An 18,978-nucleotide genomic window follows, 5' to 3' on the forward strand; every position below is an offset into this window, starting at 1 on the left:
GTGCTACGGCTTTTTATGTATAAGAAAGGTGGAGTAAACATGAGAATTAGTAAAGTAGTATGGACTAGGATTGTAATATTCTTATTAGCTTGGCTGAATGCATTGTTATCAAACTGGGGTTATGAGTTTCCTTATATTGGTGAGGAGTTTATAGCTATTGCAATTGCAGCTGTTGTATCTGTTTGGACAGCTTGGAAAGACAACGATATCACAAAAAATGCAATTGAAAGAAAAGAACTAATCGAAAAAATAGAATTAAAGGGAGATGAGAAATAATGACCTATTCATTTCAAAAATTACCCCAATTGATAGATCAAAGAGGTTTATTACCATCTAGAGGTAGCTACACAAGACGAAATACTAGTTTAAAAAATTGTGTGAGGGCATGGCATCACAGTTTAACCAGAAAACACTTACCAGGTTCAAATGCGCTTGGGTTTGCAAACTATCACGTTAACACACTAGGTTGGCCAGGTCCTGCTTATGCATTAATCATCGAACCTCAAAATATTGTGAATACACCACAAGGTAAGCGCGCTCGTATTGTATACGCTAATGATATTTCTTTACGAACCTACCATGTAGGAAATTCTAATGATTTTGCCATTGGTATATGTGTAGCTGGAGATTACCGAACTGATGAATTGGACGAGGCAACAAAAGTGACAATTGCCGAATTACAAGCAGCACTTGTTAAGGATGGAATTGGTAATGAGGATAAATCGCACCATGAGTTTTCCGGTTATAGTTGGAAACAATGTTGTGTTTTTGATTACAACAAAACATTTACGTTTTTGGCTCATACACCAGTTACAGATATTCCGGATGTTTATACAGTCCAACAAGGCGATACATTATGGGGCATTGCTAACGGTGATGAGCGATTTACTGTTGAGGATCTGATAAAGTGGAACGACATCAAGGATCCTAGTAGATTACAAGTCGGGCAAAAACTACATTTTAAAGTGCCAGCCGAAACAGCATCTAAGAAAGCATCTCCAAAAGTCCTATGGGTGGGTACAGTGAAAGTTGCCGCCATAAATGTACGCAAAGGTCCATCTGTTGCTCATCCAGCAGCATCACAGCTTAAAAAGGGAGACGAAGTAACTGTGTATAAAGAGCACCAAAATGGATGGCTAGATATAGGCAACGGTCAATTTGTATCCAATGTCAAAGGTGCATACGTAGATAAAAAGCAAAGTAAACATCCATTAGCGGGGCGTAGAGTCGAAGCCATTGCAGTAGCGGTTAACTTTTATGATACTCCTCGATGGGATCGACCAAGCGGACAGTTTACTCGCGGACAGGGGTGGATTGTAATTGAGCAGGTAACAACAAATGGCTCTCCTCAATACAAAGTAAAAAATAGCCGTGGTAACATTTACTACATTACATCGCGGAAAGATTTGGTTAGATTATTATAGTAAATAAAATCCCTCACGTTTTATTAACGTGAGGGATTTCTAAATCAATTAAAACAAGCCAAAAAACTTACTTTTCCTCTTTTTTCGTCTTCAAGTCGTTGTTCTTCTTCAATACGTTTTAGTTCCTCTTGCTTTTCGCGTATACGAGCGCTTTCTTCATCCCTACGTTTATTTTCTTCTAATTCTTTTTTAAAACGCAACTCCTCTTTACGCTTTTTTTCTTCAACTTTCTTCTTTAGAATAGGATTTATTTTTGTTGGCAATTCGATACCTAAATCACGTAAGATGTGAGGTTCTTCTTTCATCATTTTTATAAGTGAAGGTCTTTGAAACCCAAAACATGGATATTCCAACAATAATATGATAACCCATCCACTGCAGCTTTTAAAATGGTCTGCCAACGCTGGTCATCCTTGATGTTTAAGATCTCATTTCCACGCTGAGTTTGGAACAAAATACCTACCCACGGTATTTTTATGTCGTTCTGTAGACAATAGTCTAAATATCGTCTGTAGTTTGAAAATTTTTGAATAAGTTTTTCTGTCCTCTCCGTACCGGTATCGATCTCAACAGCTAATATTAGTCCTTTTATAGTTTTCAACTCCGCATCTGGTTTAACTTTCGCCTTTTTTTTATACCCGTAACTGCGATCTAACAAGTCGTATTGTTTGACACAATAAAGGTTGTTTCGAAAACGACCAAAGTGCGAATAATCAACAATCGTATCAATCAGCATATGATGATGTTCAATATATCGAGTCGGTGGTTTCAATATTTCATATTCAAAGGATCTGAGTGGCCCTTCTAGAAACCCTACAACGTCATCGTTGCCTTCATGCTCTATAATGCAATTTTTATGAATATATTCAATGCCTTTTCTAGTTAAGAAATTGAGCTCTTCTTTGCTGTGCGGATGACAAGAAACCGATGAAATTAATTTCAATTCTTTTAATACAGAAACATTGCGTGAGATGTTTGCTAGTTGTCCTCGCACGTTAGATTGAAGATGTGGGTTGAAATATCTACGCAATTGTTCATTGGTAATCCCACGCAATAAATAAAGTACTAATAAAATTTCGTGCATTTTTTTTCTGATTAATGTTCCGTTCCAAGTATTCATAACAAAACCCCCTAAGATTAGTGTACATAATTGCTATACAACTGCTATGTATAGCGGAAAAACTAGTAAAAACCTTAAACAACAAATTATGATAGGGACAAACTTTCGTGTGACAATATAGCTGGGAGTCACGGTGAAGAAAACATAAAAAAGCAACCTACTAGTAAAATACTGTAGCTTGCTAATCTCCTATTTTGAGTGTCTATAAAAACAGACACTTGTCTCATAAATTGTTGTATTGAACAGACCTCACCTAGGTAACTTAGTATTAAAATCACTTTCGAACCAACGGTCCGGCATTTGGTTAAAAATCATCAATCAGCTCACGCTGTTTTAGTAAAATATCTATCAATCTGTAAACTCCATCTTGATAATTTCATAATAGCAAAATGCCTCTTATTGGGCAAGACGGTTTTTTTATCTTTTATCTTTTTATCCAAACCGAATATTTTCAACATGCGACTTCCAGATACTTCTCATATAACCTTTTAACTCTTCATCAGCCTCATCTGTTTTTAAAAACTTCAAATCAAAATGCCTTAATCTCCCGTTATTAAAATCCATAACTATCATGATCTTTTCTCCACGAATGTATCGATAGTACATAAAATAATAGTTGCCCATGAAATCGTCTCGAAATTATTTGTTTTACATAGAAGGATTTTATCAAAAAATGTAGAAAATTAACAATTATCCTCAACCACTTTAATCCTCGAAGGGAGCTCCAATTATGAATGACCTCGAAAAAATGAAAGAAGCCTATGGTATGTTCTTTGTTATTGAAAGTAAATTGAGGCAAATCATCTTGACTAACTTGATTAACAACTATGGTTATACTCATCTTGTTAAGCGCTATTTAGCGGAAAATCAGCTCTATAGGAACTTGATCGAATACTTCCAAGCTTTGCCCCATGTGCTACCCCACTTCGATGCCAAACAGTTAAGTCTCCTATCAAAATTAACTCCAATTAGAAACAAAATAGCCCACTCACATATGCTCACTGATAATGAATTTAATCATTTAACCAAATGCTATCGACTAGTAAAAAGGCAGCCGATAACTAAGAGGAAAAATTAAAAATAACTGCCCTTTAGATTGTCATATTGGACAACCATACTCTCATATTCATTATCATCAAGGTTAAAACCTGCATCAAACCAATAGGGTAAATTTCACGATAAGGTTTGATGTAGGTTTAACATAAAAGGAGAGTGGATGTTAATGGATATTGTAGGAGGAGATTTTGGTAGAAGAAATGTAAAAATTTTCACGGGGCAAAAAATGTTTCATTTTGCTTCATTTGTTGGTGAAGCGAGGGAAAGGAATTTAAAAAATCGCCATTCGAATAACGATCTGGAAGTCGAGTTTGAGGGGGAAAAATATTATGTAGGAGATTTAGCTGAGAGAGAAAGTGAATTCTATAGGTCAATGATGACTGAACAGAAGGACCATGAAGATACTAGGATCTTAGCTTTAACAGCACTACACCAAGCTAACGTTAAAGAGATTAGACTTATCACAGGCCTACCAATAGTAAATCACAATGAAGAAAATAAAAGAGACTTAAGCAGTTACTCCAGGGAAGATGGGAAATTACAGTAAATGGGGAACGCAAGGAAGTTGTTATTAGATCGGTAGATGTTGCAGCTGAAGGTGGGGCCGCTTTTTGGTCAAAACCAATAGATGGAGTTGTCAGGGTTATTGATGGTGGTAGTAAAACAATTAATTACGTAACGCTAAAAGATCGTCGATATGTGGATCGCGAAAGTGGAACATTACCTTTCGGTTTTGAAACGAATAAATCAATAAACGATAAGCAACTTGTCGCAAGGATAGCAGGGGAGTTAGGCAAAAAATGGGGCTCAGATGATATGATTTGGACTGCTGGTGGGAAAGCTTCAGTAATTGCTGACTATTTACAGCCATATTTCAAGTGTGTCGCGCCTATGCCAAATGCGCTTTATGCTAATGCTATGGGGTTTCATGCTATAGGGAGGATTATTCATGGTGTTTAAACGTAAGGCCATTAGCTTTAATTTAGATTGTCCTAATCAAAAAGAACTATATGAACATTGTGCAAATCATCCAAATTTCTCTGGGTATGTAAAGTCGGTTTTATTTCATTATTTACATTCTCAAAATAATAATTTTTCACAAATACCAGAACAGCCCATAATAGTCGAAGAGATACACACCAATAACGATATGAGTTTAGTAGCTGACTTACTTTAGCCTCTTCTACCCTATTGGAAAAAGTCAAAATGTGACCCACTGACCCATCGACCCAGAGATATTTGAGATAAAAGTACGAGAGAGGGGGAAGAGAGGACTTGAATTTAAATCCAATGTTTAGCCCAAGGGCAGCCGAACCACAAAAAGAAAAACTAAAAATCTCTAAACCTAGAAAAAAACGCTCTGATAAAAAACATGATATTAAAATACCAGTTTCAAAGCTTGATAAACAAAAAGTATTATTGTATTCAAGATTATCAGGATTGTCTGAAAAGAAATACTGTACAGGTCTAATTAAGAAGGCGTTTGAATTGAATTACGAACTTCCAGAAATAGATTATCAAACGAGTAATTTAATGGTTCATATTAATCCGGATAAAGAACTTTATTCACTGATTGTTAATAAGTCTGTGGATTGGTGTTATGAAAGTATTCGGATGGCAGCGTACAGAATATTTATGGAAGCATTAAGAATAGAAAGTGGGGAGATCATCATTGAAGGCCTATAGCAAGAAGAACTTACTCCAGAAGTCAACAGAAATGAAAACTACATGGCTAAACATTGTTAATTACTCGAGTGTATTTCTTGATTTAAATGTTCCAAGAAGCCACTATTTTAGAATGAAAGTACTATGTGAGGATATATCCGAATTAAGTGGAGCTCTCTTCACTCAGCAGAAAATGATTGAACTTCTGTGGAATGATTTCATTAACCAGGTGAAGAAGGTACCCAATTTTGAAATGGTTTATAGTCTCCTATTGGAACGAGAGACAAAAATGATTGTTACCACAAAAGAGGTTCTCTTGGAGGAAAGGAAAAACTCTTTTGCTTTCTTTGAAACAGAAAAGGTGATACCAGTTAGAAAGTTAAAAAAGAATGAGATCATATCAGCAACATTTCAATACAGGATGAATAGAAAGCAAGCTCTTCGTGGAGAGGTAATGCTAGCTGATATTGCTGAAATCCACCCAGATCATCATTTTACACTCGAGCGTGTATTAGAGATCATTTATTGTGACTTTATTGAAAAGTATAAACAAGGAGAGTCAGAAAAAGTTGTAGAACAGATTGTAGAAAGTATAGAGTGAAGTAAAAACCCCTATAATCTCCATAAAAAAACATATGTTATCGAACCCTTTCATTGAAATGATGATTGTCTTGATGATTATCTCAATCCTCCTTCTAGTAGCGATCCCAAACATGACAAATAACAATGATATTGCTAGTCAGCGTGGCTGCGAGGCGACAATTGATTTATTGCAAGCACAGGTTGGAGCTTATTATGTAGAGAAAAAAGAGTACCCAAAATCTCTGGAAGATTTAAAAGGGAAGTATGTTGATACGATCGTCTGTCCAAACGGTACTGAGCTGACACTCAATACTGTGACTAGAGCTGTTGAAGTGAAATGATGAAACACCTTCTTCGCAATGAAAAAGGCCACTCCTTACTTGAAATGACCCTCGTTTTATTTATGTTTGCTGTTGTTTCAGCAATTCCACTTGTTCAATTTGAATCCACGATGAAAGCTAGTGATCAAAAGCAGTTTATGTACCAACTGCAACAGGATCTTTACTATGCGCAACAACTGGCAATGAGTAAACAATTAACGACAACCGTTGTCTTTTTAAATGGAAGTAAAGAATATGTCATCCGCCAAGGAGGAGTCGTTATTTTCAGGAGGCCATACAAACCTGAGGATGTTGTTTTCGTCCAAGGAACGTTGACCTTAACAGACATTGCATTTCTTCCAAATGGTAACGCTCAGAAATCTGGAAGCTTAACGATACGAATGGGAGAACAACGCTTCCGCCTAGTGATGTTACTAGGAAGGGGAAGATTTTACATTGAGGAATTGTAAAGGATTTTCTTTGATCGAAGTAATGACAGCTTTAATGGTAGTAATCGTCATTACACTGATTTTAATACCAACCTTAGCAATTGTTTACGAAGAGCGGATGGCCATCCAGCAAGAAAAAAAGGCAATGAATCTACTTTCAAAGACGATAACAGGATGGATTTATGAGGAAAACGGTAATCTTGAAACGGAGGTTACTGACCTTGATACAATCTACAAAATCACCACAACTGTAAAAGAAGAGAGTCAAGAGCTTAAAGCATGTATTGCTTGGAGGGCTGCCAATGACCGACAATATGAAAAATGCGCAAGTGGAAAAAGATAATCAAAAAAACATGGGCTTTACCCTAATTGAAGTATTAATTTCCTTCTCGATTTTCCTCGTTATCTGCTCACTAATTCCTCAATTTATGAAATTAATTTCTCATGAACCAAAGCTTTTGCATCATATGGAGGTTTCATTATTTTTTCAACAGTTGGCTAGTGATGTTGATAGAGCAGCTACGGTTTTCGTGGTAAATAATACATTGTATTTAAACCAAGCAAATAATGAACAAGTCACGTACTCCATGTTTCAACAACGAATTAGGAGGCAAGTAAACAATAAAGGGCAAGAAATCGTCTTACAAAACGTATCTGAGGTGACATTTTTAAAGTGGAAAAATGGAATAGATGTGATCGTTAAGGATCTTTATCAGCAAACCCATGAGAGAAGACTATCACATGTTCTGCCTTTAGAGGCTATGCATGATGGCTGATCAAAGAGGTGTTATCTTACCAACCACTATGGTCATCCTCTTTCTGGTTTGTAGCTTTGTTGCTTTTCAATTGGCTCAATACAGCCAAGAAAAATATCTCCTTAAAGAAGAAGGTGACCTTTATACAGCTGAAACCCTATTACAAATGGGTGTTGTTGATATTTCTAAGATGTTACATTCTGATAGTAGAGATCATTTTACAGGGAAATTTCACTATGGAGAAGGAGAAGTTACGTTTGTTGTCAATAAAGTAAAGACCGGAATTAAATCGATCCACCTAATAAGTAAAACAAAAGAAAACTACTCGAAACAAGTGCTATTTTACTATTATGAAAATAAGAAGACTGTTTTACCATGGTTAGAGTAGCAAAGGTATAGGATAAGCAAAACAATCTTAGGTAGCTTGAGAGGTATGGTAAAGACATCTGTCATTACTTAGAATAATGACTGCACAAATTGGCAATACTAATGAAAAAACTAAGCTGGTGAATGAAAATGAAAACGAATGATTACGTGAAATATGTGACACAGCAATTTGTCAGCTATGTCGATACTCCAAGTGAGAAGCGCAAAGCGATGAAGGAAGAGCGAAAAGCCAATAAGGATCCATTTGCGTATCGTTATTTTGGCTTAATTCCTTACGCGTTAGCACAATTGTTTAAAAGAAGTAAATAAGTAGAAAATGAGGCTGTTTTCTAAAGTGACAACTACCACACTGTCCTTTGAGTAAACAGCCTCATTTTTTAAAAGATAAGAATTTATAAAATTTCAACGTAATAACTGTCTAGCTCCACCGATCAGCCCCTCGAGGTCAAAAACCTTCGAGAATAAAAGTGAAAGAGCACACTTTTTTTCTCAAAGAACATTTGCATGTCGGGGCTTAAATGGGCGCTTGCCCCTTTCTTATTGATTACTTAGGTAAAATACACCACCGTTAATAATGTTAATATTAATTTTAGGTTCATATTGCTCTTTTAAAGCTTCGATTTCTAAATAGTAGCTTTCTGGCTTTGTTTCTAATTCCTCATAAAAAGTTTCTAGTAGCCTTAAATCATCGTCCCAACGCCCGTGGGCTTCTTCCGCCCATTCGTGATTGTCATCAGCGATAATTGTCCGTATGACATTTTCAAGTCTTGTTAGACCGCTAGTTATCGTAATTAGAGGCGATAATGTAAAGCAGAAATCTGGTATTTTTGGGGTAAGTGTTTTCGTTAACAATAAATCATGAAATTGATCTTTCACTGCTCCGGTAATTAGATTAAGCCCTAAAGAAAACAGCATGTCTTTTTTTCGGTCACATTGATAGGAAACTTTGGCATTTAAACAGAGCCAAGGATGTAAAGCGGTTGAGTTCATCCGATTTTCGATAGGGATTTGTTCGAATAATCGAATGTAGGAACCTAACTGTTGTACAGATTGAAAAATTTGATGCAACCTAGGTGAACCAAAATGAATTTGTTCTCCTTTTTTATCTTCACTGCAGTTTTCTGGATTAGTGATCAACGTCATCTCCATTGGGTTAGGCGTCCCACCTGTTTTTTCTAAGTAATGCCAGTAAAAGGGACGGTTCATGAGCAATTTATCTAATTCTATTGATAGCTGAACGTGAAGATAGCCATTACTATTTTCAAGAATGGGACTTTCATTTGCTCTAAAATAGCGTTCTAAAAAATTATGAATGTCCTGCTGCTGCATTGCTATGATTCGCTCCTTCATTTAATTTAATTAACTCACTAAGGTGATTCATTTTCACGCGAATTTCACCATCACTTTTCGATTTAGTGAGAATATCAGAGATGTGATCCTCGATATTGTCTAAGTCTAGTTTCGTTAAGATATCATCTAATTCGCCTATCACACGTTCAAACAGGCGGATCTTATCATAAAGTAACGACAAGATATGCTGCTCGACGGTGTTCTCAGTCGCAAAGTTATAAATATGAACATCTTTTTCTTGCCCCAAACGGTGAATACGTCCAATTCTTTGTTCAATTCGCATGGGATTCCATGGGAGATCGTAGTTGATGATATGGTGACAAAATTGAAGGTTTATCCCCTCGCCACCGGCTTCAGTAGCAATTAAGACCTGAGCCCGATCTTTAAAAAGTTGCTTCATCCAATCTTTTTTTCCACGCTTAAAGCCACCACGAAATGGTACGGAACTAATCCCATGTTGATTTAGGAACCATTGTAAATAAAGTTGGGTAGCTCGATATTCAGTAAAAATGATTACTTTATCATTAATCTTTTGGATCAGCTCTAATGCTTTTTCAGCTTTAGAATTTCTTTTCACTTGTTCGATTTTTTTGAAGAGTGGTTGAATAACTTCACTAATTTCTGGTGTATTAGGAAGCTTTTCAATCAGGTTTTTTAAAGTTAAAAAAGCAGCTTCACGACTACTACAAACTTCCCGTTGCAGTGTTAATAGAGAAAAGTGACTTTTAATAATTGTATCATCTTCGTTCGTTCCGATTTCTTTTAAAGCTGTTACAGCATCATACAATTCTTGTTCTTCTTTTGAAAAAGGAATCGTAATCGTTTCGACAATCCGTTTTGTCCACTCAATTCCCGTATCTTCACGACGGTTTCTGACCATTACTTTGTTAACAAGCTCACGTAGTTTTTCATCGTTTTTAGGTGATCGTGAATTCGTCCGGAAGGCATCATCGAAACTTGCCTCATCACCAAGATGCCCTGGTTTTAATAGTGAGACTAAATTAAAGATTTCTTCTAGCTTGTTTTGAACCGGAGTTGCCGTTAATAGTAAACAGAACTTTTTCTTTAAACTTTGAATGAATTCATAGTTTTTTGTTTTTTTGTTTTTTAGTTTATGAGCTTCATCAATGATGATTAAATCATAGTTTTGCTTTAGGACAATATCACGGTGTGGGTTACGTTTTGCGGTATCAATAGATGCAACAACGACATCACATTGTTCCCAGACATAAGTTTTTCGTTGTGGGACTGCAGGAATAAAAAACTTTTGATTTAGCTCCTGTGCCCATTGGGAAACAAGTGAAGCTGGAACTAATATTAAAGCTTTTTTTACCAAGCCTCTGATCATGTATTCTTTTAAGATCAAGCCAGCTTCGATTGTTTTTCCTAAGCCAACCTCATCAGCTAAAATAGCCTTGCCATTCATTTCTTCGATGACTTTTTTTGCCACCTCTAGTTGGTGGGGAAATATCGTTAAGTTTGGAAGATGCGTAGGTGCCACAAGTCCAAAAAATTCATTTATTACTAGGTTTTTTTCAGCTTCGAGGGCTAGTTTATATAACTCCCAACTTGACCAAGGGCCATCATCTTCCATTTTTTTTAGCAATCCTTCTTTCCATGAAGGATCAAAATTAATCGTAATATTCATGGACACCGATCCTTTCTTGGTAATTAAAAATAATGATTGCCAATCAAACTTAGGTAATGATAGGATAGGTTTATGGGCGTGCTAATTACACTCACATTCAAGTCTATCTAAATAGTCATATGATTTAGTATGGACAAAGAAGTCGAAAAACATGAGTAACTCTTACTAATAGAATAATGGCGAATGAAAACATGGGGAGAGACTGCAATATTTCTAAAAGCGAGATTTAAAGCTATAAAAAGCTTCGCTGCAGCGCCGAAGGAGCAAACGGAAACGTGAATCTCTCAGGCAAAAAGACTCTTGTTTGACGCAACTCTGGAGAGTGTCAGTAATCTTACTATTGGCTTATTTGACCACCCACGAGGATAATTCCTATATAATTTTATGGAATAAACTTTCTGGTTTAAGGACAGAGAAATACACGTACTGTGTATTTCTCTGTCCTTTTTTTAACTTTTAAGCGAAAAATTCATAATTTTAAGCCATTTATTTTTATTGAAAGAGTTCGACATTTAGGGAGTAAGCTACAAATAATTATAAAAACTAAAGCTAATAAAACAGATGGAGGTTAGTCTAATGAGTGTCTTAAAAAGAACACCACTTTTTGAAGTTTGCGGAGAGTATGGTGGCAAAACGATTGATTTTGGCGGTTGGGATCTTCCTGTTCAATTTAGTAGTATCAAAGAAGAGCATGAAGCAGTTAGGGAAAGAGTCGGTCTATTTGACGTTTCACATATGGGCGAGTTTACAGTTACTGGAGAGGCAGCGGAACAATATTTACAACGTTTAGTAACGAACGATGTGTCCAAGCTAAAGGTTGGTGGGGCTCAGTACACAGCTATGTGTTATGCTGACGGTGGAACAGTCGATGATTTAATCATCTATAAAAAATCTGATACTGATTACTTAATTGTTGTCAATGCTTCTAACATTGAGAAAGATTTTGAGTGGATGGCTTCACATTTACTTGAAAATGTTGAACTTACCAATATATCTGATGAGGTTGCGCAGCTAGCGATACAGGGGCCACTTGCAGAGCAAGTATTACAAAAGCTAACGACGACAAACCTTTCTGAGATAACTTTTTTTAAGTTTCAAGATGAAGTAGATCTTCAAGGTGCTAAAGCATTAGTATCAAGAACTGGCTATACTGGTGAAGATGGATTTGAGATTTATTGTCAGCAAAAGGATGCTGCTTTCTTATGGAAAACAATCTTAGAGGCTGGTAAAGATGAAGAAATCCTACCTTGTGGACTAGGTGCAAGAGATACGCTACGCTTTGAAGCACGCTTAGCTTTATACGGTCAAGAATTAACGAAGGAGATTACTCCTCTTGAAGCGGGAATTGGTTTTGCCGTAAAGGTCGATAAAGAAAGTGACTTTTTCGGAAAAGAAACATTAAAGCTTCAAAAAGAAAAGGTTTACATAAAAAGATTGTCGGTTTGGAAATGGTTGATAAAGGAATACCAAGAACAGGTTATGAAGTCTTTGTAGGCGATACTCAAGTAGGGGTAATTACTAGCGGTACGCAATCACCAACACTTAAGAAAAATATTGGTTTAGCTCTTCTAGATATTGAGTTTGCTCCACTAAATACTGTTGTTGAGGTTCAAGTAAGGAAAAAGCGCTTAAAAGCACAAGTTGTGAAAACACCATTCTATAAACGAGGCTAATCCATTACATTTAAGGGGGAAGTAAATTGAAATTTCGTTATTTGCCAGTAACCGAGCAAGATAAGCAAGAAATGATGGAGACTATCGGTGTTAAGTCTGTTGAAGAGTTATTTGCTGATATTCCTGAGAAGGTCCGCTTTAAAGGGGAGATGAATTTAAAAGAAGCACTTTCTGAGCCTGACACAGTAAAAGAGCTATCAAGAATGGCGAGTAAAAATGCTAATAGCAAAGAGTACACATCATTTTTAGGGGCTGGTGTGTATGGGCATTACATACCATCAGTCGTTGATCATATTATTTCGCGTTCTGAGTTTTATACGGCTTATACTCCATATCAGCCGGAAATCTCTCAAGGTGAACTGCAAGCCATTTTTGAATTTCAAACAATGATTAGTGAATTAACAGGAATGGATCTGGCCAACTCATCAATGTATGATGGGCATACATCCCTTGCCGAGGCAGCAATGATGAGTGCTGGACAAACAAAAAGAAAACGATTCTTGTATCTAAGGCAGTTCATCCTGAAGCAAGAGATGTATTGAAAACAAACGCTAAAGGTCAAAACCTGACTGTGATTGAGATTGAAATAGAAAATGGTGTTACAAACGTACATGACCTGCAAGAGAAATACAACGATGATACGGCATGTGTCATTGTCCAATATCCTAACTTCTTTGGAAACATTGAAAATTTAGGAGAAATCGAAAAGATTGCCCATTCTGGTAAAGGTCTTTTTGTCGTATCAAGTAATCCTTTAGCTTTAGGTGCATTAACGCCACCAGGAAAATTTGGTGCTGATATCGTAGTCGGAGACGCGCAACCATTTGGAATTCCACAACAATTTGGCGGTCCTCATTGTGGTTATTTTGCTACGACTAATAAACTTATGCGTAAAGTTCCGGGAAGACTTGTAGGACAAACAACAGATGATAAAGGACAGCGTGGGTTTGTATTAACTCTTCAAGCACGTGAGCAACATATTCGTCGTGACAAAGCGACGTCAAACATTTGCTCTAACCAAGCGCTTAATGCACTTGCAGCATCTGTTGCGATGACGGCTTTAGGAAAAACTGGAGTAAAAGAAATGGCACTACAAAATATTCAAAAGGCTAACTATGCAAAAAAATCATTCGTCGATCAAGGGTTTACGGTCTTAGACCCTGAAAATACGATTTTTAATGAGTTTGTTGTTAGCTTTCAAAGCCAGTGAAAGAAGTAAATGAGCTGTTATTTCAACAAGGTATCATTGGAGGGTATGATTTAGGTAGAGATTATTCGGAATTAGAAAATCACATGTTAGTAGTGGTTACAGAACTTAGAACAAAAGCCGAAATTGATCGTCTTCTTAAGTATTGGAGGGAGTAAAATAATGAAAAATCAACCGTTAATTTTTGAACAAAGTAAATTCGGAAGAATTAGCTACAGTTTACCTGCGTTAGATGTTCCAGAAATGGATCTTACTAGCCTACTCCCGTCTGAGTTTATTAGAGAGGAAGAGCCTGAATTACCAGAGGTTTCTGAGCTTCAATTAATTCGCCATTATACTGCACTTTCCAATCGTAACCATGGGGTTGATTCTGGTTTTTACCCACTAGGATCATGTACGATGAAGTATAATCCGAAAATTAATGAAGATATAGCAAGATTAGCAGGCTTTTCTCATATTCACCCATTACAAGATGAAAATACGGTTCAAGGTGCGCTTGAATTATTATACGATTTACAAGTCTCATTAGAAGAAATTACAGGAATGGATGAAGTAACTCTACAACCTGCGGCTGGTGCTCACGGTGAGTGGACTGGACTAATGTTAATCCGTGCGTATCACGAACAAAATGGTCACTATCACCGTACGAAAGTCATTGTTCCAGACTCTGCCCACGGTACAAACCCAGCATCTGCAACAGTAGCAGGCTTTGAAACGATTACTGTACGATCTAATGAAAAAGGCTTAGTTGATCTAGAGCACCTTCGCGAAGTCGTTGGTGAGATACAGCTGCTTTAATGTTAACAAATCCAAATACACTCGGCTTATTTGAAGAAAATATCGTTGAAATGGCTGAAATTATCCACAATGCAGGTGGAAAGCTTTATTATGATGGAGCAAACTCAAATGCAATTTTAGGTATTGCAAGACCAGGGGATATGGGCTTGATGTAGTTCATTTAAACCTTCACAAAACCTTTACAGGACCACACGGAGGCGGCGGACCAGGTTCTGGACCAGTTGGAGTAAAAAGGATTTAATCCCATTTTTACCAAAACCAGTTATTAAAAAGATGGAGATCGCTATTTCTTTGATTACAACATTCCGCTTTCTATTGGACGTGTAAAACCATTCTATGGAAACTTTGGAATTAATGTTCGTGCTTATACGTATATTCGTACGATGGGACCTGATGGGCTTCGTAAAGTATCAGAAGATGCTGTATTAAATGCTAACTACATGTTCAGACGCTTACAGCCTTATTTTGATGCTCCATATACGCAGCATTGTAAGCATGAGTTTGTTCTTTCTGGTAGACGTCAAAAGAAATTAGGAGTAAGAACGTTAGATATGGCTAAACGTCTCTTAGACTTTGGCTATCATCCACCAACAATCTACTTCCCGTTAAACGTTGAAGAATGTTTAATGATTGAACCGACAGAAACAGAAACAAAGGAAACTCTAGATGAATTCATCGAGGTAATGATCCAAATTGCTAAAGAAGCTGAGGAAAATCCAGAAATCGTTCAAGAAGCGCCACACCATACTGTTATTGGACGACTCGATGAAACAACAGCAGCAAGAAAACCAATCTTAAAATATCAAAAGCAATAAAAAGGTATTTACAAAAAGAATTTATCATAAAAAAACAAAAATGAAGCTTCATTTACGAAGCTTCATTTTTTATGTTAACTAAGTTACTTTTTAACCTTGCCTGTCCATTTGCGGAAGCCACCTTTAAGGTGAGTTAAATCTTCACAACCATGTTTCTTCTTTAAAAACTCAGCTGCTCGGATACTTCTTGAGCCAGTTTGACAGTATAAGTAAACTGGTTTGTCTGGTCTAATTTCAGCTGATCTTTGGCGCATTTGTGATAATGGGATGTTTCTAGCACCTAAAATGTGTCCTGTTTCAAATTCTCTCTGTTCCCTCACATCAATTAGTTGTGCTTTTCTGTAACCTTGGCGGAATTCTTCTTCTGGAACTTCTTTTAAATACTTTGGCTTAATAAATCTTTTTACAATAAGAAATACAAGTACTGCAGTCATGATACCTAAAACCCAATTCATTCCTTACTCCAACTCCTTTAAGACTCTTTGCTAGTTACTTGTGCATATTCTAGCTTAAACCACACAAATTTATTATATATAATATCAAATATAAATGAAACCACCTCAATATTCAAGCAGTAATGGTAATTCACGTTGTTTGACAGGTATGCTTCTTGTGCTATAGATTAAATATATCAATTCTATGACGAAAGAGGATACTCATGAAAGAAACTTGGAATTATATTAACTCAGAAAAATGTTCAGCAGCTTTTAATATGGCTTTAGACGAAGCTTTACTAGAATGGCATAGTGCAGGCGAAATTGAACCGACTATTCGTTTTTATGGTTGGGATCCGCCGACCTTATCAATTGGTTATTTCCAAAAGGTAGAAAAAGAAATTAACTTAGAGGCTGTTCAAAAATTCGGATTAGGTTTTGTCCGCAGACCTACGGGTGGCAGAGGTGTTCTTCATGAACATGAACTTACATATAGTGTTATCGTCTCGGAAAATCATCCGAAAATGCCTAAGGGTGTTACCGAGTCTTATCGAGTTATCTCTGAAGGAGTATTAGAAGGATTTAGAAATTTAGGATTGGACGCATATTTTGCAGTTCCAAAAACGAAAGAAGAGCAAGATCTATTAAAGAGCCCGCGCTCAGCTGTTTGTTTTGATGCGCCGTCTTGGTACGAATTAGTTGTTGAAGGTCGAAAAGTAGCAGGAAGTGCCCAAACAAGGCAAAAAAACGTGATCTTACAGCATGGGTCAATCATTTTAGACCTTGATGAAAATAAGTTATTTGAGTTATTTAAATTTCCAAATGAAAGAGTACGTGAACGGATGTTAAAAGGTTTTAGCAAAAAGGCAGTTGCGATAAACCAATTAAGAGAAAAAAATGTAACAATTGAAGAAGCAGAGTTTGCATTTAAACATGGCTTTGAAAAGGGGTTAGAAATCGATCTTAAGCCGTATGTACTTTCTGATGAGCAAATAAGCTATGTTCATGAACTTGCTGAAAAAAGGTATGCAAACGATGAGTGGAATTTTCGAAAATAAGAAGGTTTGGCTACTTAGCCAAACCTTCTATTTTATATAACTTCTTTTTCAACATACGCTTTGAACAGTGCTTGTAATTTTTGTGTGATGGGCCCAACAGAGTAGGTAGCCTCTTGATCGCCAATTGCCCCGATAACTGGGGTAATTTCTTGAGTTGTACTGGTAATAAAGGCTTCGTCCGCGGTACTAAGTTGTTCTAAAGTGAAGGCTTCTTCAATTACAGTAAAACCATTATTTTTGGCTAACTTTATCACAATTTGTCTTGTAATCCCATTTAAAATTAAGTTGGTTGCTGGATGTGTATAATCGTTTTGTCTTTTACAATAAATAAATTTGAAGAAGAACCTTCAGTCATCGTACCATTGCGGTGCATAATAGCCTCGTGACACTGATTGTCAGTCGCTTTTCTTTTTACCATTGTATTTCCTAACAAATTAATGGTTTTGATATCACAACGAAGCCAACGAATATCCTCTGTCACGAATACATTTATTCCAGTTTTTTTTGTTTCTACAGGAAAAGGCATTTCACGGCAAAAGGCTGTTATTAGTCCTTCAACATTACGTTCATATAGGTGAGCACGAGGTGAAACGCCCCTGGTCATTTGTATGTAGATAATGCCATCCTTAATATCATTTTTATTTTAAGATCCGTTAAAACTGCGTTAATGTCGATTGATCATATGGAAGGCTTATTTCTAGCTTTGCAGCACTTTGGGCAAATCTTTCTAGATGTTCTTTCATAGCTAATGTTTTTGTTTCATAAATCGGGATCACTTCATATACTCCATCTCCAAAATTATAGCCTCGATCCTCCATATCAATTTTTACATTTGCGCGATTTGTAATTTGATTGTTTAGTAAAACGTAAGACATGTTATCTCCCCCATTTAATTTAATTTCTAAATTAGTAACTACTATATATAGTATGCACCGATGAAGAAAGTAATTTTTTTCGCTAACAAGATATGTGTCTATTGTAACAAAAATCTTTTGAAAATTATCTACAATAGTTTGATCCCTTGATTCTTAAGGGGTTCTAGTTTTTTCTATTTTTGCAAACGAGAAAAAAATCCATAATTCGAGTTTTTTCCATAAAAAATTCGATTTATCTAGCATTTTCTAACTTATTGTATTTCTTTTAAAGTTGACAAAAAAGTTTTTCTCTTACTGAAAAACAATATATAGTATTAAAGTAAGATATTTAAACACTATATATTGATTGTCAGTTATTTCTGTGGTAAGCTAAGACAAGTTAACAAACTATGAAATTTGGCATCATTTTCTAAAAGTGGTAAACAACATTTGCATAAATAACATCTAGAGGAGAACTCATTTGTCTAAATATCTATAAAGGAGAGAGTGCGTGTGGCGATGACAATGTCAAAAGTGATGAAGATTAATGTGGAAAGGTTGAATGAGGACATAAAGCTTTTTCCACAAGTTCATGAAATCACACCAGACATGAAAATTCAAAAAAAGGGTGTATCTCGTCTAGTTATGTTAGACCGTTATACTTTTAAGGATACTGAGAAAAAGACTCTAAAAGAAGGCGATTTTGTTGTCTTAACAGTAAAACAAGATCCGAAATTCCCGGCACGCGGCTATGGCTATATACAAAATATTGACTGGGGAAAAAATGAAGTAAAAATCTATGTTGATGAAGAATTTCAAGGAGTTCTAGAAAATCCAGAGGAAATGAGTACAGGCATTGTTACGAGATCTTTAGATGCTATCGAAAAGCCTTTAGAAATCTATTATGAACAAATCGCGAAACGTAATGCCACTGGCTTAGCTTCTGTTGAAACATCAGAAGAACGAAGACAAAAATCCTTTAATGACTTCTATGAAGAATTAGCAAATTTAAATTTTATTCCTGCAGGCCGTGTTCTTTATGGAGCTGGATCTGATACTGATGTGACATACTTTAATTGTTATGTCATGCCTTTTGTCAAAGACTCAAGAGGTGGTATCTCAGAACACCGGACACAGGTGATGGAAATTATGAGTCGCGGTGGTGGAGTTGGAACGAACGGCTCAACATTAAGACCGCGTAATACATTAGCAAGAGGAGTAAATGGTAAATCATCTGGATCGGTTTCTTGGTTAGATGATATTGCAAAATTGACCCATTTAGTTGAGCAAGGTGGATCCCGTTAATAAAAAAGACCACACGGCGGGAATAAAATCTCGTGAATTGCTGGAACACCCTTAGAGCCTCTACAACCACAACGTGAT

At 36.3% G+C, this 18,978-nt stretch carries 24 protein-coding genes, 4 pseudogenes and 1 riboswitch; of the genes and pseudogenes, 19 read left to right on the top strand and 9 right to left on the bottom strand.

Going from position 1 to position 18,978, the window contains the following annotated elements; translation table 11 throughout:
• Window positions 1–39: 39 nt before the first annotated feature.
• Both H1D32_RS13705 and H1D32_RS13710 read left to right on the top strand, forming a co-directional pair.
• Window positions 40–276, top strand: a complete 237-nt coding sequence (locus tag H1D32_RS13705; RefSeq protein ID WP_261178873.1) for a phage holin — start codon at window positions 40–42, stop codon at window positions 274–276.
• Window positions 276–1,424: a LysM peptidoglycan-binding domain-containing protein gene (locus H1D32_RS13710; RefSeq protein WP_261178875.1), complete on the top strand. Its 1,149-nt coding sequence runs from the start codon at window positions 276–278 to the stop codon at window positions 1,422–1,424. The genes H1D32_RS13705 and H1D32_RS13710 overlap by 1 nt, the downstream gene beginning before the upstream one ends.
• Before the next feature lie 44 nt (window positions 1,425–1,468).
• Here the strand turns inward: H1D32_RS13710 and H1D32_RS13715 are convergent, their stop codons facing one another.
• The 3 genes from H1D32_RS13715 to H1D32_RS13725 form a co-directional block, all read right to left on the bottom strand.
• Window positions 1,469–1,732, bottom strand: a complete 264-nt coding sequence (locus H1D32_RS13715) for a hypothetical protein (protein ID WP_261178876.1) — start codon at window positions 1,730–1,732, stop codon at window positions 1,469–1,471.
• A 2-nt stretch (window positions 1,733–1,734) separates the two neighbouring features.
• A complete protein-coding gene (locus tag H1D32_RS13720) occupies window positions 1,735–2,544 on the bottom strand; it encodes a replication-relaxation family protein (RefSeq protein WP_261178877.1) in 810 nt (269 codons plus the stop codon).
• A gap of 432 nt (window positions 2,545–2,976) precedes the next feature.
• Window positions 2,977–3,117 carry a hypothetical protein gene (locus H1D32_RS13725; RefSeq protein ID WP_261178878.1) on the bottom strand — a complete coding sequence of 47 codons (141 nt, stop codon included), beginning with the start codon at window positions 3,115–3,117 and terminating at the stop codon, window positions 2,977–2,979.
• 157 nt (window positions 3,118–3,274) lie between these two features.
• On the opposite strand from H1D32_RS13725, the gene H1D32_RS13730 reads away from it, so the two are divergent.
• The 12 genes from H1D32_RS13730 (at window position 3,275) to H1D32_RS13785 (ending at window position 8,067) form a co-directional block, all read left to right on the top strand.
• Window positions 3,275–3,622: a hypothetical protein gene (locus tag H1D32_RS13730; protein WP_261178879.1), complete on the top strand. Its 348-nt coding sequence runs from the start codon at window positions 3,275–3,277 to the stop codon at window positions 3,620–3,622.
• 144 nt (window positions 3,623–3,766) lie between these two features.
• Complete coding sequence (locus H1D32_RS13735) at window positions 3,767–4,147, top strand: ParM/StbA family protein (RefSeq protein ID WP_261178881.1); 381 nt, start codon at window positions 3,767–3,769, stop codon at window positions 4,145–4,147.
• Window positions 4,148–4,299: 152 nt separating this feature from the next.
• On the top strand, window positions 4,300–4,560 hold the full coding sequence (locus H1D32_RS13740) for a hypothetical protein (protein WP_261178882.1): 261 nt from the start codon (window positions 4,300–4,302) through the stop codon (window positions 4,558–4,560).
• Window positions 4,550–4,777, top strand: a complete 228-nt coding sequence (locus H1D32_RS13745; RefSeq protein ID WP_261178883.1) for a hypothetical protein — start codon at window positions 4,550–4,552, stop codon at window positions 4,775–4,777. The genes H1D32_RS13740 and H1D32_RS13745 overlap by 11 nt, the downstream gene beginning before the upstream one ends.
• Before the next feature lie 98 nt (window positions 4,778–4,875).
• Window positions 4,876–5,286, top strand: a complete 411-nt coding sequence (locus tag H1D32_RS13750) for a hypothetical protein (protein WP_261178885.1) — start codon at window positions 4,876–4,878, stop codon at window positions 5,284–5,286.
• The gene (locus H1D32_RS13755; protein ID WP_261178886.1) at window positions 5,273–5,866 is read left to right on the top strand and encodes a hypothetical protein; all 594 of its coding nucleotides are present in this window, start codon (window positions 5,273–5,275) and stop codon (window positions 5,864–5,866) included. The genes H1D32_RS13750 and H1D32_RS13755 overlap by 14 nt, the downstream gene beginning before the upstream one ends.
• A 73-nt stretch (window positions 5,867–5,939) precedes the next feature.
• Window positions 5,940–6,188 (top strand): competence type IV pilus major pilin ComGC, encoded by a 249-nt coding sequence (locus H1D32_RS13760; protein ID WP_261178887.1) that lies wholly within the window; start codon window positions 5,940–5,942, stop codon window positions 6,186–6,188.
• Window positions 6,185–6,637 (top strand): competence type IV pilus minor pilin ComGD, encoded by a 453-nt coding sequence (comGD, locus tag H1D32_RS13765; RefSeq protein WP_261178888.1) that lies wholly within the window; start codon window positions 6,185–6,187, stop codon window positions 6,635–6,637. Before H1D32_RS13760 ends, comGD begins: the two co-directional genes overlap by 4 nt.
• Window positions 6,624–6,959 carry a type II secretion system protein gene (locus tag H1D32_RS13770; protein WP_261178890.1) on the top strand — a complete coding sequence of 112 codons (336 nt, stop codon included), beginning with the start codon at window positions 6,624–6,626 and terminating at the stop codon, window positions 6,957–6,959. The genes comGD and H1D32_RS13770 overlap by 14 nt, the downstream gene beginning before the upstream one ends.
• Window positions 6,919–7,392: a competence type IV pilus minor pilin ComGF gene (comGF, locus tag H1D32_RS13775; RefSeq protein WP_261178891.1), complete on the top strand. Its 474-nt coding sequence runs from the start codon at window positions 6,919–6,921 to the stop codon at window positions 7,390–7,392. Before H1D32_RS13770 ends, comGF begins: the two co-directional genes overlap by 41 nt.
• Window positions 7,382–7,759, top strand: coding sequence for a competence type IV pilus minor pilin ComGG (gene comGG, locus H1D32_RS13780; protein WP_261178892.1), 378 nt, complete (start codon window positions 7,382–7,384; stop codon window positions 7,757–7,759). The genes comGF and comGG overlap by 11 nt, the downstream gene beginning before the upstream one ends.
• Window positions 7,760–7,887: 128 nt before the next feature.
• Window positions 7,888–8,067, top strand: a complete 180-nt coding sequence (locus H1D32_RS13785; RefSeq protein WP_261178893.1) for a YqzE family protein — start codon at window positions 7,888–7,890, stop codon at window positions 8,065–8,067.
• Window positions 8,068–8,295: 228 nt separating this feature from the next.
• Here H1D32_RS13785 and H1D32_RS13790 read toward each other — a convergent pair whose 3' ends face one another.
• Together H1D32_RS13790 and H1D32_RS13795 are read right to left on the bottom strand one after the other, a co-directional pair.
• Window positions 8,296–9,087, bottom strand: a complete 792-nt coding sequence (locus tag H1D32_RS13790) for a YqhG family protein (RefSeq protein WP_261178894.1) — start codon at window positions 9,085–9,087, stop codon at window positions 8,296–8,298.
• Entirely contained in the window at window positions 9,065–10,756 is a 1,692-nt protein-coding gene (locus tag H1D32_RS13795; protein ID WP_261178895.1) for a DEAD/DEAH box helicase, read from the bottom strand. Before H1D32_RS13795 ends, H1D32_RS13790 begins: the two co-directional genes overlap by 23 nt.
• Before the next feature lie 183 nt (window positions 10,757–10,939).
• Window positions 10,940–11,066, top strand: a riboswitch (glycine riboswitch).
• A gap of 266 nt (window positions 11,067–11,332) precedes the next feature.
• Between H1D32_RS13795 and gcvT the strand changes: the two are divergent.
• From gcvT to gcvPB, 3 pseudogenes are all read left to right on the top strand, one after another.
• A pseudogene (gene gcvT / locus H1D32_RS13800) lies at window positions 11,333–12,429 on the top strand (glycine cleavage system aminomethyltransferase GcvT).
• 26 nt (window positions 12,430–12,455) lie between these two features.
• A pseudogene (gene gcvPA, locus H1D32_RS13805) lies at window positions 12,456–13,799 on the top strand (aminomethyl-transferring glycine dehydrogenase subunit GcvPA).
• Window positions 13,799–15,249, top strand: a pseudogene (gcvPB, locus tag H1D32_RS13810) (aminomethyl-transferring glycine dehydrogenase subunit GcvPB). The pseudogenes gcvPA and gcvPB overlap by 1 nt, the downstream one beginning before the upstream one ends.
• 83 nt (window positions 15,250–15,332) lie before the next feature.
• On the opposite strand, the gene H1D32_RS13815 reads toward gcvPB, so the two are convergent.
• On the bottom strand, window positions 15,333–15,704 hold the full coding sequence (locus tag H1D32_RS13815) for a rhodanese-like domain-containing protein (RefSeq protein ID WP_261178896.1): 372 nt from the start codon (window positions 15,702–15,704) through the stop codon (window positions 15,333–15,335).
• A gap of 203 nt (window positions 15,705–15,907) precedes the next feature.
• Between H1D32_RS13815 and H1D32_RS13820 the strand changes: the two genes are divergently transcribed.
• A complete protein-coding gene (locus H1D32_RS13820) occupies window positions 15,908–16,741 on the top strand; it encodes a lipoate--protein ligase family protein (protein ID WP_261178897.1) in 834 nt (277 codons plus the stop codon).
• 32 nt (window positions 16,742–16,773) lie between these two features.
• Here the strand turns inward: H1D32_RS13820 and H1D32_RS25670 are convergent, their stop codons facing one another.
• The 3 genes from H1D32_RS25670 to H1D32_RS13835 are packed head-to-tail and all read right to left on the bottom strand — an operon-like array spanning window position 16,774 to window position 17,616.
• Complete coding sequence (locus H1D32_RS25670; RefSeq protein WP_483861131.1) at window positions 16,774–16,995, bottom strand: aminotransferase class IV; 222 nt, start codon at window positions 16,993–16,995, stop codon at window positions 16,774–16,776.
• Between the two features lie 26 nt (window positions 16,996–17,021).
• Window positions 17,022–17,345: an aminotransferase class IV gene (locus H1D32_RS25675; RefSeq protein WP_261178898.1), complete on the bottom strand. Its 324-nt coding sequence runs from the start codon at window positions 17,343–17,345 to the stop codon at window positions 17,022–17,024.
• 49 nt (window positions 17,346–17,394) lie between these two features.
• Entirely contained in the window at window positions 17,395–17,616 is a 222-nt protein-coding gene (locus H1D32_RS13835; protein WP_261178899.1) for an aminotransferase class IV, read from the bottom strand.
• A 498-nt stretch (window positions 17,617–18,114) separates the two neighbouring features.
• Here H1D32_RS13835 and H1D32_RS13840 point away from each other — a divergent pair.
• Window positions 18,115–18,897, top strand: a pseudogene (locus H1D32_RS13840) (ribonucleotide reductase N-terminal alpha domain-containing protein); the annotation flags it as partial.
• Between the last annotated feature and the right edge of the window lie 81 nt (window positions 18,898–18,978).

This window comes from Anaerobacillus sp. CMMVII (assembly GCF_025377685.1).
Classification (GTDB): Bacteria; Bacillota; Bacilli; order Bacillales; family Anaerobacillaceae; genus Anaerobacillus.